A 25,609-nucleotide genomic window follows, 5' to 3' on the forward strand; every position below is an offset into this window, starting at 1 on the left:
GGCGAGCCAGAATTATAACCCGAGGATCTCTTTCACAAACGGGATGGTCAGCTTGCGTTGGGCGGTGATCGAGGCGTGATCGAGTTGATCCAGGGTCATAAATAAGGTGCGCATTTCGCGATCCAAGCGCTTCAACAGGAAGCGGCCGACGTCTTCCGGCAGCTCAAAGCCGCGCAGTTTGCCGCGCAGTTGCAGGGCCAGCAGTTTTTCTTCATCTGACAGCGGCTGTAACTTGTAGATTTGCCCCCAGTCCAGGCGAGAAGCGAGGTCGGGTAAATGAAGGTTCAATTGACGTGGCGGACGATCGCCGGTAATGAACAGGCGCGTGCGGCCGGTTTCCAGAATGCGGTTGTAGAGATTAAAGATCGCCATTTCCCACTCTTCGTCACCGGCAATGCATTCGATATTGTCGATGCACACCAGCGCCAGCTGCTCCATCCCGTCCAAGACTTCCGGCACGAAATAGGCTCGCTTATCCAGCGGCACATAGCCCACGGCTTCACCGCGCTGCGAAAGCTCCGCACAGGCCGCATGCAACAGATGACTGCGCCCACCGCCCTCGCGTGACCAGAAATAGATATAGCTGCCATGTTCCTGACGAACGGCGGACTGGATCGCGCTCAATAGGGATGGGTTCTCCCCCGGATAAAAACTGGCGAAAGTCTCATCATCGGGAAGATAAAGTGGCAGTGAAAGCTGTGCCGGCGTATTCAGAAAAGCACCTCAACCAAAACTGGCAGGAAAACGCGGTAAGTCTACCACAGAAAACGGGCTCTGTTGAACCGGCAGGATTTTATGGCGTAATAGTGAACAACGCTCAGCAGCAAGATTAAATTGCCAACGACTTTCACCGGTGAAATTTGTATTTTATCCAAGAGTTATCCTAGTATAGAGGGGCGAAACGCAATCTCCTTAAACAAGGTTTCTACAAGGATATAGACAATGAAAGTATGGAATAAAGTGCTTTTGGCCTCAATCATTGGGCTATTGCTTGCCGGCTGTGATGACTCATCCAAAGTCGACGCCAATCTTGAAAAAGCCAAAGACAGCGCTGAGCAAATGAAAGATGCCGCACAGAAAAAAGCGGACGATCTGACCGATAAAGCCGCCGCAGTGGCCAAGGACATCAAGAAAGAGGCCACCACTCAGGCCGACCAATTGAAAGACAAGGCTTCGGCAATCAAAGACGATGCCGCCAAGCAGGCTGATGCCATCACCAATGATGCGAAAGCTAAGGCTGACGCCATCAAAGAGGATGCCAGCAAGCAAAGCCAGCAGTTGGTCGATCAGGCTAAAACCATTAAGAACGATGCCATTAATGGTGCCAATGATTTGACCGAGCAAGCTAAAGCGAAAACCGAAGCGATTAAAAACAGCGCAGAAAATAAAGCGGAAGAATTAAAAAGTGATGCCGACGCAGCAGGGAAAGAAAATACCCCGCCGGCCGCACAACAATAATACTTAGCAATAAAGAAAGGAGCAGTAAATGGGGATTATTTCCTGGATTATCTTCGGTCTGATCGCCGGTATTTTAGCCAAGTGGATTATGCCAGGCAAAGACGGCGGCGGTTTTATTCTGACCGTTGTCCTGGGTATCGTCGGTGCCGTGGTTGGGGGCTATATCAGTACCTTCTTTGGCTACGGCAGAGTTGACGGTTTCAACTTCGGCAGCTTCGTGGTGGCGGTGATTGGTGCCATCGTGGTGCTGTTTGTATACCGTAAAATCCGCAGTTAATTTATTGCGCATCAACAAAACGGGCAGCCCATTGGCTGCCCGTGAGACGGCTGACAAACATATAATGTTTGGCGGCAGGCGCTAAAGGTTTTGAAAATAAATCAGGAAAATCAATTCATTGATTTTCGGCTGATAACACAAAGGGGGAAAAACCACGCTTTTATCCCCTTTGTCAATAATCTGACGGGCAGCCTATTGGCTGCCCGTTTTCCTTACTACTTCTGTTCGGCCGACTCGTCCGGCGCTTCGATCACTTCCTCTTCCTTGCGGTACAGGCTGATGACCTTAAACAGCAGGCTGAGGCCGATGCCGACGATGGTCGCCAGCGCCATGCCTTTCAATTCGGCAGCACCGATGTGCACCTTGGCCCCGCTGACGCCGATAATCAGGATCACCGAGGTCAGGATCAGGTTTTGCGCCTTGTTGTAATCCACTTTGGATTCAATCAGCACACGAATACCTGACGCGCCGATCACCCCATACAGCAGCAAAGAGACCCCGCCCATCACCGGCACCGGTACCGCCTGGATAGCCGCCGCCAGTTTACCGACGCAGGACAGCAGAATGGCCAGAACCGCCGCGCCGCCGATCACCCAGGTGCTGTATACCTTGGTGATAGCCATCACGCCGATATTCTCACCGTAGGTGGTGTTTGGTGTGGAACCGAAGAAGCCTGAAATCACTGTCGATATGCCATTAGCGAACATTGAACGGTGCAGGCCAGGGTCACGGAGCAGGTCTTTTTTGACGATATTCGCAGTCACCACCAAGTGGCCGACGTGCTCGGCGATCACCACCAGCGCCGCCGGCAGGATGGTGAAGATGGCGAACCATTCAAAACGCGGGGTGTAGAACGTCGGCAGCGCGAACCAGTGCGCCTCGCGGATCGGGGTCAGATCCACCACACCCATAAAGAACGACAGCGCATACCCTACCAGCACACCGATCAGGATCGGGATAATCGCCAGAAAACCACGGAACAGCACGGAACCCAGGATGGTCACGCCCAGCGTCACCAGCGAGATAGTGATAGTAGTGGTGTCTGCGCTGACGCCGTCAGCCGGCAACAAGCCCGCCATGTTCGCCGCCACACCGGCCAATTCCAGGCCGATGACCGCCACAATCGCCCCCATCGCCGCCGGAGGGAAAATGACGTCCAGCCAGCCGGTACCGGCTTTTTTTACCAGCAACGCGACCAGGCAAAACAGCACCCCGCACATGATAAAACCGCCCAACGCCACTTCATAACCCAACGGCAACAGCAGCAGCACCGGGGAAATAAACGCAAAGCTGGAGCCGAGATAGGCCGGGATCTTGCCCTTGCAGATAAACAGGTACAGCAAGGTTCCGACGCCGTTAAACAGCAGCACCGTCGCCGGGTTAATCTTGAACAAAATAGGCACCAGCACGGTCGCGCCAAACATGGCAAACAGGTGTTGGAAGCTGAGCGGAATAGTCTGGAGTAGCGGCGGGCGTTCGCTTACGCCTATCACGCGACGGGTCATGGATGTTTTTCCTCTGGGTCGTTATCAGTTGTGTAAGCCTAATGATATATGCTCAATGGATTTCAAGTTACAGCTAGGCGGCAAGGGCGTTAATCCCCTGGAGCTTATTTATAATAAGTGACTGGGGTTAGCGCCCGCAGACAACAACGCTGTAGCTTGAAAGACGACGAGCATTAAAAAGCCGACTCATCAGTCGGCTTTATTTTTGTTTATTTGGTACCAAATATCTTGTCGCCCGCATCACCCAGGCCCGGTACGATGTAGCCCTTCTCGTTCAGGCATTGATCGATAGAGGCCGTGTACAGCTCGACGTCCGGGTGCGCTTTCTCCAGCGCGGCGATCCCTTCCGGCGCGGCAACCAGCACCAGCACCTTGATGCTGTTGCAGCCGGCTTTCTTCAGCAGATCGATAGTGGCGATCATCGAGCCGCCGGTAGCCAGCATAGGGTCGACAACCAGTGCCAAACGCTCTTCGATGTTGGACACCAGCTTTTGGAAATACGGCACCGGCTCCAGAGTTTCTTCGTCACGGTAAACGCCAACCACGCTGATACGTGCGCTCGGTACGTTTTCCAGTACCCCTTCCATCATGCCCAGACCGGCACGCAGAATAGGCACAACGGTAATTTTTTTCCCTTTAATCTGGTCTATTTCAACCGGGCCGCACCAGCCATCGATGGTGACTTTCTCTGTTTCCAGATCGGCGGTCGCTTCATAGGTCAGCAAACTACCCACTTCTGAGGCCAGCTCACGGAAGCGTTTGGTGCTGATATCATTTTCACGCATCAGGCCAAGCTTGTGTTTCACCAGCGGGTGTTTCACCTCAACGATCTTCATCATTTTTCTCCTATTAAGGTGGTTTACGGCCAAAAAAATCGCCGGATTATACCTCCTTTTGCCGACTGCGCCACCCACAATAGCCCGATCGGGATCAACAAAAGTTTGAATAACAGTATAGATGACGAAAAAGCGGAGCTGGTTCACAAGCCACTCGCAAACGTTTGCCTGCGCTGTTAGAATTGCCGCGCCTTATTCCGGAATCAATGCCGGAAGCACAGTATTCAAACCGCAAACCGTCGTGGGGATCGCGCAGTGACCGACAAAACCTCTCTCAGCTATAAAGACGCAGGTGTCGATATCGATGCTGGCAATGCATTGGTAGACCGCATCAAAGGTGTAGTAAAACAGACCCGCCGCCCGGAAGTGATGGGTGGTCTGGGCGGTTTTGGCGCCCTGTGTGCGTTGCCGCAGAAATACCGCGAGCCGATACTGGTTTCCGGTACCGACGGCGTAGGCACCAAGCTGCGTCTGGCGATGGACCTGAAACGACACGACACCATCGGCATCGATTTGGTCGCAATGTGTGTGAACGACCTGGTGGTTCAGGGCGCTGAGCCGCTGTTCTTCCTAGATTACTTTGCCACCGGCAAACTGGACGTGGACACCGCGGCCAGCGTGATCACCGGCATCGCCGAAGGCTGTAAGCAGTCTGGCTGTGCTCTGGTGGGCGGTGAAACCGCTGAAATGCCGGGCATGTACCATGGCGAAGACTACGACGTGGCCGGCTTTTGCGTCGGCGTGGTCGAAAAGTCCGAGATTATCGACGGCAGCAAAGTGCAGTCCGGCGACGCACTGATCGCCCTGGGCGCTTCCGGCCCGCACTCCAACGGCTACTCGCTGGTACGCAAAATTCTGGAAGTCAGCAACACCGACCCGACCACTACCGTTTTGGAAGGCAAACCGCTGGCGGACCACCTGCTGGCGCCGACCAAAATTTACGTGAAATCGGTGCTGGAGCTGATCGAGAAAATCGACGTGCACGCTATCGCCCACCTGACCGGTGGCGGCTTCTGGGAAAACATCCCGCGCGTGCTGCCGGAAGGCATGCAGGCCGTTATCGAAGAATCCAGCTGGCAATGGCCGGCCGTCTTCAACTGGCTGCAGCAAAACGGCAACGTCAGCCGTCACGAAATGTACCGCACCTTTAACTGTGGCGTGGGCATGGTGATCGCGCTGCCGGAAGAAGCCGTGGAATCCGCCATCGCATTGTTGACCGCAGCCGGTGAAAAAGCGTGGAAGATCGGTAAACTGACCGCTTCTTCTGACGAACAACAAGTGGTCATCAACGGATGAAAAAGATCGTGGTGTTGGTCTCCGGCCAGGGGAGTAATCTCCAGGCGCTGATTGACGCCTGCCAGCAGGGCAGAATTGCCGGCGAGATTGTGGCGGTGTTCAGCAACAGGGCGCAGGCTTACGGTTTGCAACGTGCAGAAGCGGCAGGTATTGCCGCTCAGGCACTGGACGCCAAGGCCTTTGCCGACCGGGCCGCGTTTGACGTCGCCCTGGCGGATGCCATCGACCAATACCAACCGGATCTGGTGGTGCTGGCCGGTTACATGCGCATTCTCAGCCCGCAGTTCGTGCAGCGCTATGCCGGACGCATGCTGAATATCCACCCTTCCCTGCTGCCCAAATACCCTGGGCTGCATACTCACCGTCAGGCCATCGACAACGGCGACAGCGAACACGGCACTTCGGTGCACTTCGTGACCGAACAGCTCGACGGCGGCCCGGTGATCCTGCAGGCCAAGGTGCCAATCTTCCCCGGTGACGAGGAAGACGAGGTGGTTGAACGGGTACAGTCTCAGGAACATACCCTTTACCCGCTGGTGGTGAACTGGTTTGTCGAAGGCCGCCTGGCGATGCGCGATAACGCCGCCTGGCTGGATGGCGAGCGCCTGCCCGAACAAGGGCATGCGGCAGACTAAAAAGCCAATCTTAACCCCTTCTAAACGGTGCCGCTCACGGCGCCGTTTTTTTTTCGCCGCAACCCATCGCCGACGTTATACTTGCCCACAGTGGCAACCGCCCCTATCTATAACGACATTGAGGAACCCCCATGTCCAGCACTACCAACGTCAGGCTACGCCCACTGGAACGGGATGATTTGACGTTTGTCCATCAGATGGACAACAACGCCAGCGTGATGCGCTACTGGTTTGAAGAACCCTATGAAGCCTTCGTAGAACTTTCCGATCTCTACGACAAACATATCCACGACCAGAGCGAACGCCGCTTTATCATCGAACACCAGGGTGCCAAGGTCGGGCTGGTGGAACTGGTGGAGATCGACCATATCCACCGCCGCGCGGAATTCCAGATCATCATCGACCCGACGCATCAGGGCAAAGGCTACGCCACTATCGCCGCCAAGCTGGCGATGGACTACGGTTTCTCGGTACTGAACCTGTACAAGCTGTACCTGATCGTCGATAAAGAAAACCCGAAGGCAATCCACATCTACAGCAAATTGGGCTTTGAAGTCGAAGGCGAGCTGATTGACGAATTCTTCGTTAACGGTGAATACCGTACCGTGCTGCGCATGTGCATCTTCCAGCCGCAGTACATGGCGAAATTCAAAACCGCCGCCAGCGATCAACCTTTGGTTAAGTGACAATAAAAAACCCGCGAGAGCGGGTTTTTACTATCATGATATTCGGGCTTATCCCAACGGCAGAATAAGACAGCTGCGGCATCAACCATAGCGTCCGGTAATATAATCCTCGGTGCGGCGCTGGCGCGGTGAAGTAAAGATGTCGTCGGTGTCGTTGTACTCCACCAGCCGCCCCTGATGAATAAAGGCGGTGTAGTCGGAGACGCGTGCCGCCTGCTGCATGTTGTGCGTCACCAGCACCACGCTGTACTGCTGCTTCAGCGCGGAAATCAGCTCTTCAATGGTCAATGTGGAGATCGGATCCAACGCCGAGGTCGGCTCATCCAGCAGCAGCACTTCCGGCTCGATGGCTATCGCCCGGGCAATCACCAACCTTTGCTGCTGGCCGCTGGAAAGACGAAACGCGTTCTCGCGCAGCCGGTCTTTGACCTCGTGCCACAGCGCGGCGGCACGCAGCGAACGCTCCACCGCCTCATCAAGGATCCGTCGGTCACGCACGCCCTGCAGACGCAGGCCGTAAACCACGTTTTCATAAATCGATTTCGGGAAAGGGTTCGGCCGTTGGAAAACCATGCCGACCCGCCGTCTTAACGCCGCAACGTCGATTTGCGCGCCGCCAATGCTTTGACCGTTCAGTTGCAAATCGCCTTCAATCCGGCAGTTGTCCACCAAATCATTCATACGGTTGAAACAGCGCAGCAGCGTGGATTTGCCGCAGCCGGACGGGCCGATCAGCGCCGTCACCCGGTGCTTGGGAATACGCAGCGAGATATCGTGCAGCACCTGTTTTTCGCCATAAAACAGGTTGAGGTCGTTTACCGCCAGCGCGGTATGTTCATCATCAAGGTGCTGGACATCCAACCGGGGCAAACTGCCTGGCGTCATCAAACTCATTAGGCACTCCCCAGGAATAACATCGTTGTTACTGCGACCATGCTCTGTACCGCTCCCTCAGCGAATGGCGAATACCCATCGCCGCCAGATTCAAGCCCACGACAATCGCCACCAGCAGGAAGGCGGTGGCGAACACCAGCGGCCGGGCGGCCTCCACGCTCGGGCTCTGGAAGGCCATATCGTAGATCTGGAAGCTCAGGTGCATAAACTTCCGCTCCAGATGCAGATACGGGAAAATATCATCTACCGGCAGCACCGGCACGGATTTCACTACCCCCACCAGCATTAATGGTGCCGTCTCCCCGGCGGCGCGCGCCACCGCCAGGATCAGGCCGGTCATCATCGCCGGCGCCGCCATCGGCAACACAATACGCCACAGCGTTTCCGCCCGGCTGGCGCCCAACGCCAACGAGCCCTGGCGCAACGAAGCAGGAATGCGCGACAGCCCCTCTTCGGTAGCGACAATCACCACCGGCAACGTCAACAGCGCCAGCGTCAAGGCCGCCCACAGCACGCCCGGCGTGCCAAAGGTCGGATTAGGTAACGACTCCGGGTAGAACAGCTGATCGAGCGTGCCGCCAATCATATAGACGAAGAAGCCAAGACCAAACACGCCATAGACAATCGACGGTACGCCGGCCAGATTAACCACGGCAATGCGAATCAGCCGCGTCAGCAGATTATTGCCTGCGTATTCATGCAGGTAAACGGCGGCAATCACGCCAAACGGCATCACCACGATCGACATCAGGATCACCATCAGCACCGTGCCGAAAATCGCCGGGAATACGCCGCCTTCGGTATTGGCCTCTCGCGGGCTGTCGCTGAGGAATTTCTTCACCTGTTCGCCCCAGTGCACCAACTTTTGCGTGGTATTCATCGCGTTGGGGTACCAGGCATCACGCACCTGGCTTAGCGCAATGGTATGGGTCTGGCCGTGCATGTCACGCAGCAACAGCGCATCGCGGTGGCGATCGCGGTTCAAACCTTCCAGACGATCGGAAAGCAGTCGATATTGACGTTGCAGTTCCAGCCGCTCGGCATTGATTGACGCCTGTGCGCGGGCGTCTAACTTATCTTCCCGCTGTAAGCTTTTCTCTCGCAGACGCAGCGTATCGAACCGCTGGTTAATGCGCGCCATATCGCGAAACTGAATATCATGGGCCTGACGCGAAAGCGCGGCAATCTGCGGCAAACGCTGCAGCAGCGCCTGGCTAAGATTGCGGCCGGTCAACGGCTGACCATCCTCCAGCATACCGGCCAGATAACCGTAAGCGGTGCCGTTGTTATTACGTTCCAGCACCAGCAGATCGCGCGGCGTGCTTTGGCGAACAATGTCACCGGCCAGTAGCGTACGGAAGTCTTGTCCTTCGCTCTCGCGGTTGCCTACCTTGATCAGATAGCGCTCAAAACTTTGCGCATTCCCCGGCGGCAGTGCGATACCGGACTCCAGCAGTTGCCGACGCGGAATGCTTTGCTGCTGATACAGCTCGCCGATCATCGTCACCGGCCCTGCGGCACTCTGGTTGAGCTCAAACTGATAGACCGGGCTCGGCCAGAAATAGCGCATCCCCTGTCCGGCCAGCAGCAGCATGATGCCGATCAGCGCCAACAGGCTGACGGCCACCGACCCGGCGGTCAGCCAGATCCACGGCGAACCGCTCTTCGCCCAGCGCTTCATGGCGCCTCCTGGTTCAGGGTATAGCGCTCACGCAGCCGCAGTCGGATCGCCTCCGCCAGCGTGTTGAAGACAAAGGTGAAAATAAACAGCACCAGCGCAGTCAGGAACAGCACCCGGTAATGGCTGCTGCCGGCGACCGCTTCCGGCATTTCTATGGCGATATTGGCCGCCAGGGCACGCAGGCCCTGGAACAGGCTGCCGTCGATAACCGGCGTATTTCCGGTCGCCATCAGCACAATCATGGTCTCCCCCACCGCGCGGCCAAAGCCAATCATCAGCGCCGAGAAAATGCCGGCGCTGGCCGAAGGCAGCACCACGCGTATCACGGTTTGCCACTGGGTCGCCCCCAACGCCAGCGACCCTTGGCTCAGGGTTGCCGGTACGCTGAACAACGCGTCTTCCGCCAAAGAGAAAATAATCGGCACTAACGCAAAGCCCATCGCCACGCCAACCACCAGCGCATTGCGCTGGTCATAATCATCGCCCAGCCAGAAATGCAGCGGCTCGCCGAACAGCTTCACTTCCAGCCAGGGCCCCACGCTAAACGCCAGCCAGACGGTCAGTACAATCAGCGGCAACAGGATCAGCAGATCGACGCCCGGCGGCAGGCGCCGCGGGGCAAACCGGTTCATCAGCGCACCGCACGCCAGCACCACCGCCGCCAACAGCAAGGGGAGCGACAACACCGCCAGCAGATAATATTCAATCACCGGCGCCAGCCAGATGCCCGCCACCAGCCCGATCACCACCGTCGGTAAAGCCCCCATCACCTCAATCGCCGGTTTAATCACCCGCCGCAGTCCGGCCGACATGAAATAGGCGGTATAAACTGCCCCGGCCAGCGCCAGCGGAATGGCGAACAGCATGGCATAGGCCGCGGCCTTGAAGGTGCCAAAAATCACCGGCATCAGGCTGAATTTGGCCTGATAGCTGTCCTCGCCAGAGGTGGATTGCCAGACGTAAGCCGGTTCGGGGTAATTCTCGTACCACACCTTGTGCCAAAGCGAGCGCCAGGTGACGTCGGGATAAGGGTTGTCGATCGCATAATGTTGCCAGCCCTGTGCCGTTTCCAGCAGCAGGCCATCACCGCGTGGAGCGAACGCCATCTGCTGTACCCCGGCGCTCAGCCTGCCGTTCAACAGTGGCTGCGGCTGGATGCTGGAAAACAGCGAGAAACCGCCGTCCGGTCTCAGGGTGGCGAACACCCGGCGATAAGGTTCGGCCACCAGCAAATCCTGCGGCTCGGACTGGTGGTCGAAATGCTGCACCGGCGTCAGTTGCCAGCGCCGATCTTTTTCGACATCAAACCATTCGCGTACGCTGCCGTCAGGCGCTTCGATCAGCAACGCGCTGCCGCCAGGCAACGCCGTCAGTTGATAAGGAGAATGTTCGCCAAGCGTACGCGTTTCTTTTAGCTGCAGCTGCGTGTCGTTAATTTGGTAGCGCGCCAGCCGATTCCCCGCCAGCAGATACAATTGGCGACCGTCGGGCGTCAACACCAACTGCTGCACCGCACTGTCCAGCGTGATCTCACTTAGCTGCGGCGGGTGGTCGCTGCCGAAACGGCCAAACACCAAACGACGATCTTCGGTCACACCGGCCAGAAGGTACTGCCCACGGCGTGCTTCAGCCAACGTCAGCAGCGTTAATGCTCGCCCCTGTTTATCCAACGTCAGCGGTCGTTGCCCAAGCGGAAACAACCACTGCGGTGCCGACGCCCCGGCTGCTGCGAAGTCCGCGCTGGCGACAATAAACCGGCCGTCGGCCTGTGCCAAAGCAAACAGATCGCGTTCGCCGGCCGCCTGAGTCAGCAGCGTCGGTTTGGCCAGCAGCGTCTGTTGCGTCAGAGGATGGGCGTTCTGCTGCGTCAGAGGATAGAACTGCCCCTGCCCTTGCGCATCGATGCGGTAACCTATCCGCTGCTGCACATCCATACCCAGCGCCAGCGCAGGTGCAGAGGCACTGATCGTCAGCGGTTTCGCCTGCCCCATTGCCGCCGGTTTAAACAGCGGCAGCACCGCAAACAGCAGGTAAACGAAGATCAGCATCAGCGTCATCAACACCAGCAGCCCGCTGACGGTAACCGCCGCCTGAACGCTACGGTCGATGCGCGCGCGCAGGCGATCCCGGGGATGTTGGTTTACCGTAGTTTGTGCCATGTCTCTCGCTGTCGCTGATGTAAGCAGGCTTGCGCCATAGAATAACCGGGCATCTTATGTCAGTTTTGTGACGTTTGCATGACAAAGTTGCCTGCCGCCATTATCGAATTTAACGCTATTCATTAGCATTATTAACCCTATATATTGCTGAAAAATGATGGTTAAGCCGATCATCTGTAGAGATATTTAGCATTATTGTCTTCATTTTATATTGCTCCGACATGTTCAACGCCCCGGACGCCGCAGAGAATATTTTTACGCCTTAAAATGCCTCGCCCCAAGGTAATGGATATGTTGGACTTTCCTGTCAATCTCTCGCAATAATGATGAAGGACACTAGAGCGGCATCCGGGCGCTGCGTCCCGGATCCTTTTCTAAAATTGAACTGGAGTGGCAATGGGTCAGGAAAAGCTCTACATCGAAAAAGAACTAAGCTGGTTATCCTTTAATGAACGCGTGTTGCAGGAAGCCGCAGATAAGAGCAATCCCCTGATTGAACGCATGCGTTTTCTGGGCATTTACTCCAATAACCTTGACGAGTTCTATAAGGTCCGCTTTGCCGATCTCAAACGACGCATTCTGATCAGCGAAGAACAGGGCTCTGGCGGCGCTTCACGCCATCTGCTGAAAAAGATCCAGGCCAAGGTATTAAAAACCGATCAAGAATTCGACAGCCTGTATAACGATTTGCTGCTGGAAATGGCACGCAACCAGATCTTCCTGATCAACGAACGCCAGGTGTCGGAAAACCAGCAAATCTGGCTGCGGCAATACTTTAAACAGCATCTGCGCCAGCACATCACGCCGATCCTGATCAACAATGAAACCAACCTGGTGCAGTTCCTGAAAGACGATTACACCTATCTGGCGGTGGAGATTATCCGCGGTACGCGTATCGATTACGCGCTGCTGGAGATCCCGTCCGACAAGGTACCGCGCTTCGTCAACCTGCCGCCGGAAGCCCCTCGTCGCCGCAAGCCGATGATCCTGCTGGATAACATTCTTCGCTACTGCCTGGACGACATCTTCAAGGGCTTCTTCGATTACGACGCGCTCAACGCCTATTCGATGAAAATGACCCGCGATGCGGAATACGATCTGGTTACCGAGATGGAATCCAGCCTGCTGGAACTGATGTCTTCCAGCCTGAAGCAGCGCCTGACTGCAGAGCCGGTGCGCTTTGTTTATCAGCGCGACATGCCCAATGAAATGGTGGAACTGCTGCGCGGCAAGCTCGGTATTTCCAACTATGATTCGGTCATTGCCGGCGGCCGTTACCATAACTTCAAAGACTTCATCGGTTTTCCGAACGTCGGCAAGGCCAACCTGGTCAACAAACCGCTGCCGCGCCTGCGCCATACCTGGTTCGAAAAATTCCGCAACGGGTTTGACGCCATTCGCGAGCACGACGTGCTGCTTTACTACCCGTACCACACCTTTGAACACGTGCTGGAGCTGGTGCGCCAGGCGTCGTTCGACCCCAGCGTGCTGGCGATCAAAATCAATATTTACCGCGTGGCAAAAGACTCGCGCATCATCGAATCGATGATCCACGCCGCCCATAACGGCAAAAAAGTCACGGTGGTGGTGGAGCTGCAGGCGCGCTTTGATGAAGAGGCCAATATCCACTGGGCCAAGCGCCTGACGGAAGCAGGGGTGCACGTTATTTTCTCCGCGCCTGGCTTGAAAATTCACGCCAAACTGTTCCTGATCTCACGCCGTGAAGGCGACGAGATTGTGCGCTATGCTCATATCGGCACCGGTAACTTTAACGAGAAAACCGCGCGCATTTACACCGACTATTCATTGCTGACCGCCGATTCGCGCATCACCAACGAAGTACGCCGGGTGTTCAACTTTATCGAAAACCCGTACCGGCCGGTCACCTTCGACAACCTGATGGTGTCGCCGCAGAACTCGCGTCTGAAACTGTATGAGTTGATCGACAACGAAATTGCCAACGCCGAAGCCGGGCTTCCGGCCGGCATTATGCTGAAAATCAACAATCTGGTGGATAAAGGGCTGGTAGATCGGTTATATACCGCCTCCGGCGCCGGCGTAAAAATCCGCCTGTTGGTGCGCGGGATGTGTTCTTTGATTCCCAACCTGCCGGGGATCAGTGACAATATTCAGATAATCAGCATCGTCGACCGCTATCTGGAACACGATCGGGTTTACGTTTTCGAAAACAAAGGTGACAAACTGGTTTATCTGTCCTCTGCCGACTGGATGACCCGTAACATAGATTACCGCATCGAAGTCGCGGTCTCGCTGCTGGATCCAACGTTGAAACAACGGGTTCTGGATATTCTGGAAATCCTGTTCAGCGACACGGTCAAGGCGCGTTACCTCGATAAAGAACTGAGCAACCAGTACGTGCCGCGCGGCAACCGCCGCAAAGTCCGTTCTCAGGTTGCCATTTACGAGTATTTAAAAGCTCTGGAACAACCAGGACAGTAGGCCAGCAACTATGCCGCTAAAAAGCACTGCAACGAACAAACCGCAGGAAATCGCTGCCATCGACCTCGGGTCGAACAGCTTCCACATGGTGATTGCCCGCGTCGTCAATGGCGCCTTACAGGTATTGGGGCGTTTAAAACAGCGGGTCCACCTCGCCGATGGATTGGACAGCAACAATGTGCTCAGTGAAGAGGCAATAGAACGCGGCCTGGCCTGCCTGGCGCTGTTCGCCGAACGGCTGCAAGGCTTCCCGGCGGATAACGTCACCATCGTCGGTACCCACACCTTGCGCCAGGCGGTGAACGCCGAGGTATTCCTCAAGCGCGCAGCCAAAGTGATCCCCTACCCGATCGAAATCATCGCCGGGCAGGAAGAGGCGCGCCTGATCTTTATGGGTGTGGAACATACCCAACCGGAAAAAGGTCGCAAGCTGGTGATCGACATCGGCGGCGGTTCTACCGAACTGGTGATCGGCGAAGATTTTGAACCCCTGCTGGCGGAAAGCCGCCGCATGGGCTGCGTCAGCTTCGCCCAACAGTTCTTCCCGGGCGGGGAAATCAGCAAAAACAACTTCAAACGCGCACGCCTGGCTGCGGCACAGAAGCTGGAAACGCTGGCCTGGCAGTACCGCATTCAGGGCTGGCAATATGCTCTGGGCGCGTCGGGCACCATCAAGGCCGCGCACGAAGTGCTGGTGGCAATGGGCGAAAAAGATGGCCTGATCACCCTCGAGCGACTGGAAATGATGGCGGAACAGGTGCTGCAGTTTAAAAATTTCAGCGCAATGAGCCTGCCGGGGCTGTCGGAAGACCGCCAGTCGGTGTTTGTGCCGGGGTTGGCAATTCTGTGCGGCGTGTTCGATGCGTTGGCGATCCGCGACCTGCGCCTTTCCGACGGTGCGCTGCGCGAAGGCGTGCTGTATGAGATGGAGGGCCGTTTCCGTCATCAGGACATTCGCAGCCGCACCGCCAAGAGCCTGGCCGATCACTACAATATCGACCGCGAGCAGGCCAAACGGGTGCTGGATACCACTGAGCTATTGTATGCGCAGTGGATGGCGCAAAATACCAAGCTGGCGAACCCGCAGTTGGAAGCCTTGCTGAAATGGGCAGCGATGTTGCACGAAGTGGGGTTGAGCATCAACCACAGCGGCATGCATCGCCACTCGGCCTACATTCTGCAAAACACCAACCTGCCGGGCTTCAACCAGGAGCAGCAGTTGCTGCTGTCGGCGCTGGTACGCTTCCATCGCAAGGGTATCAAGCTGGAAGAATTGCCGCGCCTGAACCTGTTCAAGAAAAAGCATTACCTGCCGCTGATCCAACTGTTGCGTCTGAGTACCCTGCTCAACAACCAGCGCCAGTCGACCACCACGCCGGAAACGCTGCGCCTGAGCACCGACGATAACCACTGGACGCTGCGCTTCCCGGCCGGTTATCTGGCGCTGAACAACCTGGTGCAACTGGATCTCGAACGTGAACAAGCCTATTGGAACGACGTCGTGGGCTGGAAACTGATTTGCGAAGAGGAAGGTTCGCAAGACGAGCAGCGCTCGGCCTGAGTCTGTCGCCCCCGTACTGCGGGGGCGACCATCAATTCTGTTCTGATAGCAACGTCACCAAGGGTTGCGGTTCGCCGACGAAATACCCCTGCATATAGTCTACGCCCACCCCTTTCAACGCGACCAACTGCTCCATGCTTTCTACGTATTCCGCCACAATGGTCAAGCGCTTCATTCGCGCGACTTTACAGATAGAGGCAATCACCTGGAAATCCACCGCGCTGGTCAGCATGTCACGTACAAAGCTGCCGTCGATTTTCAGCATATCAACCGGCAACATCTTGAGCCGATCGTAACCGGCATAACCGGTGCCGAAGTCATCCAGAGCAATGCGGCACCCCATCTCGCGCAGCGCCTGCAGATTGGCGCCGGCGTAATCCGTATTCTGCAGCAGATGCGACTCGGTCACTTCCAACGTCAGTTGATATGGCTCAATTCGGTACCGCTGTAACAGGTTGCGCACATCCTGGCTGAGCATTGGACGGCACAGCGAAGAAGGCGACAAGTTCACCGCAAAGCGCGCGCTGGGCAGCGCAATACGGTGCTGGTCCATAAACTTCAACGTATTGCGCAGGACCCACAGATCCAGCCGATAAGCCAGGCCAAACTCATGCGCCACCGGCAGAAAATCATTCGGCGATACTGTGTTCCCCTGATCGTCGCGCATACGCAGCAGAATCTCATAATAACGATCACCGCGCAGGCCCACTATCGGCTGCGCCATTAAGATAAAGCCGTCGTTATCCAACGAACGTTGTACTCCATGCAAGAGCGCCACCTTGCGTTTGACTTCATCCTGCACCAAATTGCCGCTGCTCTGCACATTCTCCGGCTTACCGCTGGTCAGAGACACTTCCGCCAACGCGCTAAGCTCCCCCAACAACTGGTAGAGGTGTTCAAAATCGGGCAGCACGCTGCAATACCCTAACCCCAGCGGAGGATGGAGCGGCAAACCGTTCCAGATCAGGCGGAATTTTTCCAACGCGCGGTAAATCGCTTCGACCTTTTCTTCGCTATTGTCCGCATCCACTCGCAGCAACAAGTCATAGCCCGGCAGATGATAAACCCCTTCACCAAGGGCCAATACCTGATGCAGCAGCGCCGCCAGTTGCTGTTTGAAACGAATACGAAGCTGCATGCCATAGTTACGGCTCAGCAAATCCAGTTCGCTGACGCGCAGGAAACACAGGGTTGAAGGCGGAGACTGAGCCAGATCACGCTTGAGGGCACGCAGGTTCGGCAGGCCAATTACCGGATCTTGCAGCGAGGCACTTTGTGCCCTGGCATGGCTTAACCGTTGGTGAGTATTGAGCGCCGACATCAGGAAAATGCACAGGGTGAACACCACCATCATCGAAGAGATGACCGCCAGGTTATGCAACAGGTTGTCGGGTTGTGAAGCGCCGGGATAATGAAAAAACAGCACCAACAGAGTGGCAGACCAGATAAGGCAGTTGAATTGATAGCCAAAACGCATCGCACCGTAGAGCATTACCGGCAGCAGTAAGACCAGTCCGTACCCCCCGAGCAACAGGGGAATGGCTTCTTTGGCGTGATGGGACAGCACCGCCACCATCCCCACCAGCACCAACAGCCACAGCGACAGCTCTTTTTTATCGACGTTTGGCGCCATTTCACGACCAAAGCGTCGCCAGAGCGTCAGGGCAAAACGGGGTTTATTCAAGATGCGCAACATGATGTAGAGCAAGGGCATGGCGGAGAGACAGCCCAGCAGTAGCGCTTGAAAATTAACCAGCGCCATCAGGTAGCTGTTATCGCCGGGCATCATCCCGAGTTCGTCGGGCAACCGGGCAAAGGCGACCAGCAGCTTCAGGCCGAAGACAAACAGCAATGCCGGTAGCACCACCAGCCAGATTAGCCGCTCCTTCACCAGCGCCGCGCCACCCGGGGCCGCACACCAACGGCGTTGCGTTTGCCTGCGATACCCCAGCCAACACAGGCTCAGGCAAGACAGGTACAGCAGCGTCACCAGCAAGCCGCTTTCCAGGCCCAGCCGGTGGGCGTAACGCAGCATGATGGCGAGGGCAATACCCGGCAGCGCCCGCCAGTCGTAGACCATCAACAGCGCAATACAGGCGGTGAGCGGTAGATAGAGCAGATAGACTTTGCCTTCAGGCAGCATTATCCGCGGCGATAGCCAACCTGCGAACGGGATCAATAACAGGCTCCAGAGGAGGGGACACCCCCACCAGCGCTCGCGTAAATGCTTCCAGAATATTGGCTTGATCATAAAAATAACGAGTCCGTCAGGGCGTAATTCCATTCACGCGTTCGGGTAACAAGGCAGGTTCCTTTTCGTACCTCTATCCATTCATGAGGCAAGCTGAAAGTATCATATGCGACAGGAGAATGGCGGAAATTTTAGGCGCCAGGCGGGGGTGAGGCTTGACTCCGATCAACCAAAGAGGAAAAGTTGGGTAAAAATGTGTAAGCCTATTTTTTGTCTCATCTTAAGCTGCTGATCCGACAGATAAAGCCAAACTTAAGCTAAACAGCGGCGAGATACCGGGTTTTGCTGTCCGGAAATAAATAGACAATATTTGTCATCAATGGCTAGAATTCCGTTTACACTCTATCGGCCTGCATCAGCGTTCAATATCTCTATAAATTTCAAGTGGCCGCAGCACGGCCAGCGTGAAAGATGGCGGGCATAACACAGGAAACCGGCATGCCGGGTGATATATGCGTAGAAAATCCACCGGACAGATGACCAAAATAGTGCTGTTTGTCAGCTTTATCATTTTAGTCGGCCGTCTGCTGTATGCCGCGGTCGTCGCGGTGCCCCACCATCAGGAAAAAAAACTCGCCCCTCAGCAAAGCACCACTGAGATGAGCGACGAAAACCGGGACACCACTCCCTGAACTCACAGATTCAAGTTATCCCGCAGGGCTTGCGAATAGTTAAGCAGCCTGCCGTCGGCCAGTATCTCGGCGCGCCAGACCCCTTACTTATTCCTCAGCAACTGCTCCCATTTCATAAAAATGACGCCTGCATTCACTATGCTCTATCTAGTCCAGAGTGGGTCTTAAGGATCACTGAGTGCCAGTAAGGAAGACCATGTCAGCTGCAACACATAACGTTAAAAAAGTCGCTGAGTACCGCCAGCGCATTCTTTCTCTGCTGTTAAACAACAAAGATCTGGTCGATGGCATTCTCGGCCGGCCAGGGGATGAGAACGCCCTCAGCAAAAGCGAGCTGCTAAACCAGACTGCAGAAATCACCGGCCTGCTGGACGACATGCACGCCGCTGACCTGGCGGACCTGCTGGAAGCGCTGCCCCAAGACGAGCGTCTGGCACTGTGGCGGCTGGTGGGGAACGCCAAACGCGGTCAAACGCTGGTGGAAGTTGCCGAGCCCGTGTGGGACAGCCTGATCGAAGAGATGAGCGACAAGGACCTGCTCAAAGCGATCAAGACGCTGGACGTCGATGAACAGGCCTATTTGGCACAATACCTGCCGCGTAACCTGATGGGCCGCCTGTTGACCTCCATGGAACCGGATCAACGCGCACAGGTGCGCGAGATGATCCACTACGGCAAGGACACCGTCGGCTGGATGATGGATTTTGAACTGGTCACGGTACGCCCCGACGTCACTATCGGTGCCGTACATCGCTTCTTGCGCCTGCGCAAAACCATCCCGGAAGCCACCGACAAGCTCTTCGTCACCGATCGTAAAAATACTCTGCTGGGCGAACTGCCGCTCACCGCCGTGCTGCTTAATGACCCGGAAACCCTGGTCCAGACGGTGATGGACAGCGACCCTACCAGCTTCCAGCCAGATGACAAGGCCGAAGCGGCAGCCAGCGCATTCGAACGTTATGACCTGATCAGCGCCCCGGTGGTCGACGCCAAGGGCAAGCTGATGGGCCGTTTGACCATCGAAGAGATCGTCGACGTGGTCAATGAAGAAAGCGACAGCAACCTGCGCCGCATGGGGGGCTTAAGCCCGGAAGAAGATGTGTTTGCCCCGGTCAGTAAGGCGGTGAAAACCCGCTGGGCGTGGCTGGCCATCAACCTGTGTACCGCGTTTATCGCCTCGCGCGTCATCGGTCTGTTCGAACACACCATTTCACAACTGGTGGCGCTGGCGGCGTTAATGCCGATCGTCGCGGGTATCGGCGGCAATACCGGTAATCAGACCATCACCATGATCGTACGCGCGCTGGCACTGCACCAAATTGAGGTCGGCAACATTTCCCGCCTGATGTTCAGAGAACTGGGGGTGGCCATTATCAACGGCGTGGTCTGGGGCGGCATCATGGGCGTCGTGACCTGGCTGCTGTACGGCGACTGGGCGATGGGCGGCGTCATGACGCTGGCGATGATCCTCAACCTGCTGGTAGCCGCGCTGATGGGGGTGGTGATCCCGATGACCATGCTCAAACTGGGACGCGATCCGGCGGTAGGTTCCAGCGTATTGATCACCGCTCTGACCGATACCGGCGGCTTCTTTATCTTCCTCGGGCTGGCCACCTTGTTCCTGCTTTAAACCTCCAGAAGGCCGGCCCCGCGCCGGCTTTTGCGTTTGCTCACTAAAGCTGTCTGATTCAGTGGGTTTTATTGCCGCGCTGTACTACCCTTTGCCAATAAACTTTCCATCTCATTCGCGTCATGACTTCGTTCAGCGACAGATGCCAGAGTTAAGGGTTGTCTATGGATATCAGCGCACCGAATCATCTCATCACGCGTCAGGGCGCCTTGTTGACGCACAGCCTGCTGGCGGCGGTGGCAGTATTTTTACTGGCATTGCTGTGCCTGACGCTGTCGAACGAATCCAGCCACTTTACCCCGCTGTGGTTCCCCACTGCCGCCATTATTGCCGTGCTGTTTCGCCACTCGCCACGCCAATGGGGGTTACCGCTACTGGCATGCGGGGTTGGCATCGTAGCCGCCAGCTTCACGCTGTTCGGCTTTAGCTGGTTCCCGGTAAAACTGACCCTGATCAACCTGCTGGAAGCCGTGGTTTGCACCCTGCTGTTGCGCCGCATGCTGCTGCAGGACGATCCGCTGAACAGCCTGGCCAGTTGGCTTAAATTTGTCGTCTGCGCGGTGATATTCACCCCGTTGTTCAGCGCCCTGCTGGCCGCCTGGTGGGTTCCGGCCCCGGGGCACCCTTTCTGGCACCCCTTCAGTACCTGGTTTATTTCAGAAGCTATTGGCGTCCTGTCGCTGACGCCCATCGGGCTGGTCTATCGCCGTCGCATGCTGGATACGCTGAATCTGTACACTCTGCTGCTAACGTTGATAGTCGCGCTGACCTTCAGCTATCTGGCACTGAGCTACCTGCCCTTTCCGTTCACCTTTGTCATTCTGCCGCTGCTGTGGGCGGCAATCGCGCTGCCGCGGCTCGAGGCTTTCGTCATCTGCTTTTGCACCACGCTGATGATCACCGTGATGATTTCCATCGGGTTGCTGCATTTTCATGCACCCACCGGTCCGTTCAGCGATATCGAGATTTACCTGCCGATCCTGTTAATTTTGATCCCGGCGCATTCGATGGCCATGGTGATGCACGCCTTCCGGGTGGAAAAACAGCATATCGTCGAGAGTGAAACTCGCTTTCGTAATGCGTTGGAATATTCGGCCATCGGCATGGCGCTGGTGTCGCCGCAGGGGAAATGGCTGCAGGTCAATCAGGCGTTGTGCAAACTGCTCGACTATACCCCGGAGGCTCTGCGGCGCCTGACTTTCCAGGAAATCACCCACCCGGACGATCTGAACGCCGATCTGACGCAGCTGCACGATCTGCTCGACGGGCATATCAGCAGTTACACCCTGGAGAAACGCTATATTCGCAGCGACGGCGAGCACGTCTGGGCGTTACTGGCTGTATCGCTGGTGCGCGATGCCGAAGGGCTGCCGCTGTATTTTATTTCGCAGGTAGAAGACATCAGCGAATTGAAACGCACGGCCGCAGAGAACCATCGACTGATGGAGCGTATTACGCTGGCGAATAAAGTGGGCGGCATCGGCGTTTGGGAATGGATGATGCACGGCGAAGAGCTTACCTGGGACAAGCGTATGTTTGAACTTTACGACCTCAGCCCGGACCAGACGCCAACGTTTTCGCTATGGCGGACGCTGCTGGTACCGGAGGATCGTGAACGCACCGACCGTGAGATGGCCACATTGTTGAAGCGGCCGGGCCCCTTTGTACTGGAGTTCCGACTGCTCACCCGCGAGGGAAAAGTGCGGCATATCCGCGGCCAGGGTAACGTTATTTTAGACGCTCAGGGTCTGCCGCTGCGCATGATCGGCACCAATATCGACATGACGGAAGTCCGTAATCTGACCGAAGCACTGCACGAAGAAAAAGAGCGCCTGCACATTACGCTCGATGCGATCGGCGAAGCGGTGATATCCACCGACGACGAAATGCACATTACCTTTATGAACCCGGTGGCCGAACAAATGTGCGGCTGGCCGCTCAGTCTGGCGATCGGCATGCCCGTCGCCGGCGTGGTTCGAATGACCAACGGCAAAGACGGTGAAGAGGTAGAAAACCCGATCCAGTGCTGCCTGCAGGAAAACCGGCAGCTGTCCGCAGACTATGCCCTGGTGCTGCATGGTCGCGACGGTCGCTGTTTTGACATCCAGCAGTCGGTATCACCATTGAAAACGATCGACGGCAACGTCATGGGCGCGGTGATGGTACTGCAGGATGTCACGGCCTCGCGCGAACTGATGCAGAAGTTGAGTTACAGCGCGTCCCACGATGCCCTGACCACGCTGCCCAATCGCACCAGTTTTGAAAAGCGCCTGAAGGCCGCTATTGCCAACGCCACTGAAAAACGACTGCAGCACGCGCTGGTGTTCCTCGATCTCGACCGTTTCAAGGCGGTCAATGACAATGCCGGCCACGCCGCGGGCGACGCGCTGTTGAAAGATCTTTCCCTGTTGATGCAGCACCATCTGCGTAACAGCGACTGTCTGGCCCGGCTTGGCGGCGATGAGTTCGGGCTGATCCTGTTCGACTGCACGCGGGAACAGGCCCAGTCGCTGATACAGCAATTGGTTAATCACATCAGCCAGCATCCGTTCTTTTGGGAAGGGAAGATTTACCACGTCGGCGCCAGTGCAGGCGTAACCCGTATTGATGCCGATGCCGGCAAGAGCAGCGAGCTGCTGGCGCAGGCGGATATTGCCTGTTATACCGCCAAGCATCGCGGACGTGGCCAGGTTTATCTCTATGAGGCGCGTCAAAAAATGATCCTGGAACGTCAGCATGAACTGCTGACGCGTCAGGAAGTGACGGACATCATCAACGATGGGCAATTATTGCTGCATGTCAGGGCGGTCGCACCGCCAAAAACGCCGCTGGCGGTCTGTTTCTATCAGTTGAAACTGCAGGTGAGGGATCAGGACGGTCAGGCGCTGGCGAGCGACGATTTTATCTCCGCTGCCCGGCTATACGATCTGACGCAAGAGGTTGACCGCTGGATCATCGGGCAGATTTTGACGCAGCGCGCCCCTGATATTGCCCGCAAGGGGTTGTCCATCGCGCTGCCGCTGACAACCGACAGCCTGCTGGACGCCAGCTTCCAGGACGATCTGCTGGCAGCGCTGGACGCCTCCCCCTTGCAACCAGGGGCATTGCTGCTGGCGGTCGATGATGCGGTGGTGCTGGAGCACGCCGGTATTTGCAGGCCGTTCCTCCAGCAGTTGCAGCAACGGGGCTGCAAGCTGATCGTTAACGGTTTTGGGCACAGCCTCAACGCCTTTGACGAGTTGCATGGCCAAAAGATTGACTATATCCGCGTCGACGAACGCTTCATCACCAACGTGCACTGCAACCAGATGGACGAACTGATGGTGTCGATGCTCAATGGGGCGACGCATCGGGTGCACGCCCAAACGCTGGCCGGCCCGGCACACCAGCAGATAACGCTGAACACCCTGCAGGCGATTGGCATCGATCTGTCGGACGGCGACGCCATCGCACTGGAACAATCGCTGACGGAACTGCTCAGCGGCGGTTACTTTGGTATCCGCTAGTCGCCATTCCCAGCAATATCCCCCTGCCTTTCGAGCGGCGGCCTCGCCGCCGCATCTCATCCATTCTGCTTTTTTTGCTTAGCCCGCCTGAGGTTAGTGGTATAACTAACAGGTCAAAGTTAATCGCTTGCATAACACCTCGATACGGAAATCAGCATGCGAATTAATTTTTTCCTCTCTCAATACACCTAATTGTTCAGGGATGAATGGCTATGAAAAAAGAGTGGTTTGCCGCCAGAGAGCTGACCGGCATTGCAGGACTGCCCTCCTCGCCACAGGGCATCAATTTAATGGCCCGCCGCGAAGGCTGGATCAGTCGCCGGCGCAAAGGCGTGCAGGGCAAAGCGGTGGAATACCACATCAATAGCCTGCCGACCGGCGCGCGCAGCTTACTGATACTGCAAGAAGATCCTGCTGAATATCAGGTTGAACGCCAGGATCCGCTGGCGGTGTGGATTGAGTATTACCATCATCTGAGTGAAAGCGAGCGCGAGAAGGTACTGGCCTTCCTGATGCGCGAAGGAATAGACGGCCTGCTGACGCGCATCGCTGCCAAAGACTAGCCCGTCGCCGCTACCCGACAGCCTCCGTTGACGGCGCCCAGCCATCGTTATGCCACAGATGCAGCGTGGCGTAGGAACGCCAGGGTCGCCAGCTTTCAGCATAGCGCTCAATCTGGCGTGGCGTCATGCCGGGAAAACGCTGTTTGATCAGATAATCCCCCGCCAGGAACACGTCCGGCCACGACCAGGCTCGCATGGCGATGTAGCTGGCGGTCCAACTGCCAATCCCCGGCAGCGCAGTCAGCGCCTTGATCCCCTGCTCAATATCCAGCACGTTCTCCAGTTGCAACCGCCCTTCGGTCACCGCCTGCGCAATACCGATTAACGCCGCCGCTCGTTTCAGTTGCACGCCCAAGGGGCGCAGCGCCTCAGGCTGTAATCGCGCAATCTGTTCGGCAGTGGGAAAGACGTGGGTAATGCCACCGTAGGGCTGTTCCAGAGGGGTGCCCCAAAGTTCAGCCATCCGTCCGGCAAAGGTCGCCGCCATTTTGACGCTGACCAACTGCCCAAGCACCGCGCGGGTCGCCTGTTCGAATGCGTTGACGCAGCCCGGTAGCCGCAGGCCCGGCGCATCGGCAGCCAACGGCCCCAATGCCTGAGCGATAAGGTCCGGCGCGGCGTCGAGATCAAACAGTAGGCGAGTGCGGCGCAGCACTTCCGTCGTCACCCGGCTCAGGGAAGGTGCAATTTCCACCCGTACCCGATTATGCGCCTCTTCCGGTTGCACGCTGACCCAGCCACGATATTCGATGCCGCCCTGAGTGATGGCTATCGCCCGCAGGTACTGTTGCCCCTCCACCCGCTCCACACCGCTCACCGCACGGGTTTGCAAAAAACCCAGCATGCGCGACCAGTCATAGGGCGGTCGATAGCCCAGATGAAACACCAGCCCGCTGGCGACGGTACGTTCGTTACGGCCACTGCTGTTGCGCAGTGCCGAAGGGATCAGCCGGTAGCGCGCCTTGAACAGTTCGTTAAAACGCCGCAGGCTGCCGAAACCGGCGGCAAAGGCCACCTCACTCAACGGCATATCGGTATCCGCCAGCAGGCGTTTGGCCTGTAACAGCCGGTGCGACTGGGCATAATCAATTGGCGAGGCGCCAAACTGATCGGCAAAAATACGCCGCAGGTGGCGATCGGAAATGCCTAGCCGCGTCGCCAGTTGCTCGCAGCTGTGCTCCGACAGATACCCCTGCTCAATCAACTGCACCGCCACCTGAGCATAACGATTACCGAGATCGATCAACGCCAACCCCGGTGCCAATTCCGGCCGACACTTCAGGCAGGGGCGAAACCCCGCCAGTTCCGCCGCCGCCGCGCTCGGGTAAAAGGTGCAGTTTTCAATTTTTGGCGTACGGGCGCTGCACACCGGGCGACAATAAATACCGGTCGACGAAACGCCGACGAAGAAGCGACCGTCAAATTTGCGATCGCGCGCACTCAGTGCTTCATACAACGCCTGCTGTTGGTTTTTCATAGCCACGCTCGGGGTCAGTTTTTTGTGCATTATGCGACTCGATGGGTGCGCTGACGTGCGAGATTCGGACATTAAGTTAAGCATGCTAGCGCCGTCGCCGCT

General features: G+C 56.6%; 20 protein-coding genes. 12 read left to right on the top strand and 8 right to left on the bottom strand.

Annotated elements, in window-relative coordinates; translation table 11 throughout:
* Positions 1-12: 12 nt before the first annotated feature.
* Positions 13-714 (bottom strand): DnaA inactivator Hda, encoded by a 702-nt coding sequence (hda, locus tag M495_RS17815; RefSeq protein ID WP_041414814.1) that lies wholly within the window; start codon positions 712-714, stop codon positions 13-15.
* Between hda and M495_RS25875 the strand changes: the two genes are divergently transcribed.
* The 3 genes from M495_RS25875 to M495_RS17825 all read left to right on the top strand — a co-directional run bounded on the left by M495_RS25875 (position 684) and on the right by M495_RS17825 (position 1,735).
* On the top strand, positions 684-833 hold the full coding sequence (locus M495_RS25875) for a hypothetical protein (RefSeq protein WP_153263174.1): 150 nt from the start codon (positions 684-686) through the stop codon (positions 831-833). The two genes, hda and M495_RS25875, sit on opposite strands and share 31 nt — an antisense overlap.
* A gap of 109 nt (positions 834-942) precedes the next feature.
* Positions 943-1,458, top strand: coding sequence for a hypothetical protein (locus M495_RS17820; protein ID WP_020828070.1), 516 nt, complete (start codon positions 943-945; stop codon positions 1,456-1,458).
* Between the two features lie 28 nt (positions 1,459-1,486).
* Positions 1,487-1,735, top strand: a complete 249-nt coding sequence (locus M495_RS17825; protein WP_002487967.1) for a GlsB/YeaQ/YmgE family stress response membrane protein — start codon at positions 1,487-1,489, stop codon at positions 1,733-1,735.
* Between the two features lie 215 nt (positions 1,736-1,950).
* Here the strand turns inward: M495_RS17825 and uraA are convergent, their stop codons facing one another.
* Positions 1,951-3,240, bottom strand: a complete 1,290-nt coding sequence (gene uraA / locus M495_RS17830) for a uracil permease (protein ID WP_020828071.1) — start codon at positions 3,238-3,240, stop codon at positions 1,951-1,953.
* Positions 3,241-3,449: 209 nt separating this feature from the next.
* Positions 3,450-4,076: a uracil phosphoribosyltransferase gene (upp, locus tag M495_RS17835; protein WP_020828072.1), complete on the bottom strand. Its 627-nt coding sequence runs from the start codon at positions 4,074-4,076 to the stop codon at positions 3,450-3,452.
* 255 nt (positions 4,077-4,331) lie between these two features.
* Here upp and purM point away from each other — a divergent pair, with 255 nt between their 5' ends.
* The 3 genes from purM (at position 4,332) to speG (ending at position 6,693) form a co-directional block, all read left to right on the top strand.
* Positions 4,332-5,372: a phosphoribosylformylglycinamidine cyclo-ligase gene (purM, locus tag M495_RS17840; protein ID WP_020828073.1), complete on the top strand. Its 1,041-nt coding sequence runs from the start codon at positions 4,332-4,334 to the stop codon at positions 5,370-5,372.
* Positions 5,369-6,007: a phosphoribosylglycinamide formyltransferase gene (gene purN / locus M495_RS17845; protein ID WP_020828074.1), complete on the top strand. Its 639-nt coding sequence runs from the start codon at positions 5,369-5,371 to the stop codon at positions 6,005-6,007. The genes purM and purN overlap by 4 nt, the downstream gene beginning before the upstream one ends.
* 131 nt (positions 6,008-6,138) lie before the next feature.
* A complete protein-coding gene (speG, locus tag M495_RS17850; RefSeq protein WP_020828075.1) occupies positions 6,139-6,693 on the top strand; it encodes a spermidine N1-acetyltransferase in 555 nt (184 codons plus the stop codon).
* Positions 6,694-6,774: 81 nt separating this feature from the next.
* Here speG and pstB read toward each other — a convergent pair whose 3' ends face one another.
* The 3 genes from pstB to M495_RS17865 are packed head-to-tail and all read right to left on the bottom strand — an operon-like array spanning position 6,775 to position 11,427.
* A complete protein-coding gene (pstB, locus tag M495_RS17855; protein WP_020828076.1) occupies positions 6,775-7,587 on the bottom strand; it encodes a phosphate ABC transporter ATP-binding protein PstB in 813 nt (270 codons plus the stop codon).
* A 28-nt stretch (positions 7,588-7,615) separates the two neighbouring features.
* Positions 7,616-9,268, bottom strand: a complete 1,653-nt coding sequence (pstA, locus tag M495_RS17860; protein WP_020828077.1) for a phosphate ABC transporter permease PstA — start codon at positions 9,266-9,268, stop codon at positions 7,616-7,618.
* Positions 9,265-11,427, bottom strand: a complete 2,163-nt coding sequence (locus tag M495_RS17865; RefSeq protein WP_020828078.1) for an ABC transporter permease subunit — start codon at positions 11,425-11,427, stop codon at positions 9,265-9,267. Before M495_RS17865 ends, pstA begins: the two co-directional genes overlap by 4 nt.
* Positions 11,428-11,823: 396 nt before the next feature.
* On the opposite strand from M495_RS17865, the gene ppk1 reads away from it, so the two are divergent.
* Both ppk1 and ppx read left to right on the top strand, forming a co-directional pair.
* The gene (gene ppk1 / locus M495_RS17870; protein WP_020828079.1) at positions 11,824-13,887 is read left to right on the top strand and encodes a polyphosphate kinase 1; all 2,064 of its coding nucleotides are present in this window, start codon (positions 11,824-11,826) and stop codon (positions 13,885-13,887) included.
* A 10-nt stretch (positions 13,888-13,897) separates the two neighbouring features.
* Positions 13,898-15,448 carry an exopolyphosphatase gene (gene ppx, locus M495_RS17875; protein WP_020828080.1) on the top strand — a complete coding sequence of 517 codons (1,551 nt, stop codon included), beginning with the start codon at positions 13,898-13,900 and terminating at the stop codon, positions 15,446-15,448.
* Between the two features lie 31 nt (positions 15,449-15,479).
* On the opposite strand, the gene M495_RS17880 is transcribed toward ppx, so the two are convergent.
* Positions 15,480-17,627: an EAL domain-containing protein gene (locus M495_RS17880; protein ID WP_236615014.1), complete on the bottom strand. Its 2,148-nt coding sequence runs from the start codon at positions 17,625-17,627 to the stop codon at positions 15,480-15,482.
* A 524-nt stretch (positions 17,628-18,151) separates the two neighbouring features.
* Here M495_RS17880 and M495_RS17885 point away from each other — a divergent pair.
* From M495_RS17885 to M495_RS17900, 4 genes are all read left to right on the top strand, one after another.
* Positions 18,152-18,331, top strand: a complete 180-nt coding sequence (locus M495_RS17885) for a YfgG family protein (RefSeq protein ID WP_020828082.1) — start codon at positions 18,152-18,154, stop codon at positions 18,329-18,331.
* Between the two features lie 196 nt (positions 18,332-18,527).
* Positions 18,528-19,961 carry a magnesium transporter gene (mgtE, locus tag M495_RS17890; protein WP_020828083.1) on the top strand — a complete coding sequence of 478 codons (1,434 nt, stop codon included), beginning with the start codon at positions 18,528-18,530 and terminating at the stop codon, positions 19,959-19,961.
* 164 nt (positions 19,962-20,125) lie between these two features.
* A complete protein-coding gene (locus tag M495_RS17895) occupies positions 20,126-23,467 on the top strand; it encodes a diguanylate cyclase (protein ID WP_020828084.1) in 3,342 nt (1,113 codons plus the stop codon).
* A 212-nt stretch (positions 23,468-23,679) separates the two neighbouring features.
* Complete coding sequence (locus M495_RS17900; protein WP_020828085.1) at positions 23,680-24,030, top strand: DNA-binding protein; 351 nt, start codon at positions 23,680-23,682, stop codon at positions 24,028-24,030.
* Between the two features lie 10 nt (positions 24,031-24,040).
* Here M495_RS17900 and alkA read toward each other — a convergent pair whose 3' ends face one another.
* Positions 24,041-25,537: a DNA-3-methyladenine glycosylase 2 gene (gene alkA, locus M495_RS17905; protein ID WP_020828086.1), complete on the bottom strand. Its 1,497-nt coding sequence runs from the start codon at positions 25,535-25,537 to the stop codon at positions 24,041-24,043.
* Between the last annotated feature and the right edge of the window lie 72 nt (positions 25,538-25,609).

The organism is Serratia liquefaciens ATCC 27592 (assembly GCF_000422085.1).
Lineage (GTDB): Bacteria > Pseudomonadota > Gammaproteobacteria > Enterobacterales > Enterobacteriaceae > Serratia > Serratia liquefaciens.

What these genes read in the sequence shown, in the direction of transcription:
- upp (WP_020828072.1), bottom strand. Translation starts at nt 4,076, where the DNA reads ATGAAGATCGTTGAGGTGAAACACCCGCTGGTGAAACACAAGCTTGGC.
- M495_RS17865 (WP_020828078.1), bottom strand. Translation starts at nt 11,427, where the DNA reads ATGGCACAAACTACGGTAAACCAACATCCCCGGGATCGCCTGCGCGCG.
- M495_RS17820 (WP_020828070.1), top strand. Translation starts at nt 943, where the DNA reads ATGAAAGTATGGAATAAAGTGCTTTTGGCCTCAATCATTGGGCTATTG.
- uraA (WP_020828071.1), bottom strand. Translation starts at nt 3,240, where the DNA reads ATGACCCGTCGCGTGATAGGCGTAAGCGAACGCCCGCCGCTACTCCAG.
- ppx (WP_020828080.1), top strand. Translation starts at nt 13,898, where the DNA reads ATGCCGCTAAAAAGCACTGCAACGAACAAACCGCAGGAAATCGCTGCC.
- M495_RS17885 (WP_020828082.1), top strand. Translation starts at nt 18,152, where the DNA reads ATGCGTAGAAAATCCACCGGACAGATGACCAAAATAGTGCTGTTTGTC.
- M495_RS17895 (WP_020828084.1), top strand. Translation starts at nt 20,126, where the DNA reads ATGGATATCAGCGCACCGAATCATCTCATCACGCGTCAGGGCGCCTTG.
- ppk1 (WP_020828079.1), top strand. Translation starts at nt 11,824, where the DNA reads ATGGGTCAGGAAAAGCTCTACATCGAAAAAGAACTAAGCTGGTTATCC.
- purN (WP_020828074.1), top strand. Translation starts at nt 5,369, where the DNA reads ATGAAAAAGATCGTGGTGTTGGTCTCCGGCCAGGGGAGTAATCTCCAG.
- M495_RS17825 (WP_002487967.1), top strand. Translation starts at nt 1,487, where the DNA reads ATGGGGATTATTTCCTGGATTATCTTCGGTCTGATCGCCGGTATTTTA.
- alkA (WP_020828086.1), bottom strand. Translation starts at nt 25,537, where the DNA reads ATGCACAAAAAACTGACCCCGAGCGTGGCTATGAAAAACCAACAGCAG.
- mgtE (WP_020828083.1), top strand. Translation starts at nt 18,528, where the DNA reads ATGTCAGCTGCAACACATAACGTTAAAAAAGTCGCTGAGTACCGCCAG.
- speG (WP_020828075.1), top strand. Translation starts at nt 6,139, where the DNA reads ATGTCCAGCACTACCAACGTCAGGCTACGCCCACTGGAACGGGATGAT.
- M495_RS17900 (WP_020828085.1), top strand. Translation starts at nt 23,680, where the DNA reads ATGAAAAAAGAGTGGTTTGCCGCCAGAGAGCTGACCGGCATTGCAGGA.
- pstA (WP_020828077.1), bottom strand. Translation starts at nt 9,268, where the DNA reads ATGAAGCGCTGGGCGAAGAGCGGTTCGCCGTGGATCTGGCTGACCGCC.
- pstB (WP_020828076.1), bottom strand. Translation starts at nt 7,587, where the DNA reads ATGAGTTTGATGACGCCAGGCAGTTTGCCCCGGTTGGATGTCCAGCAC.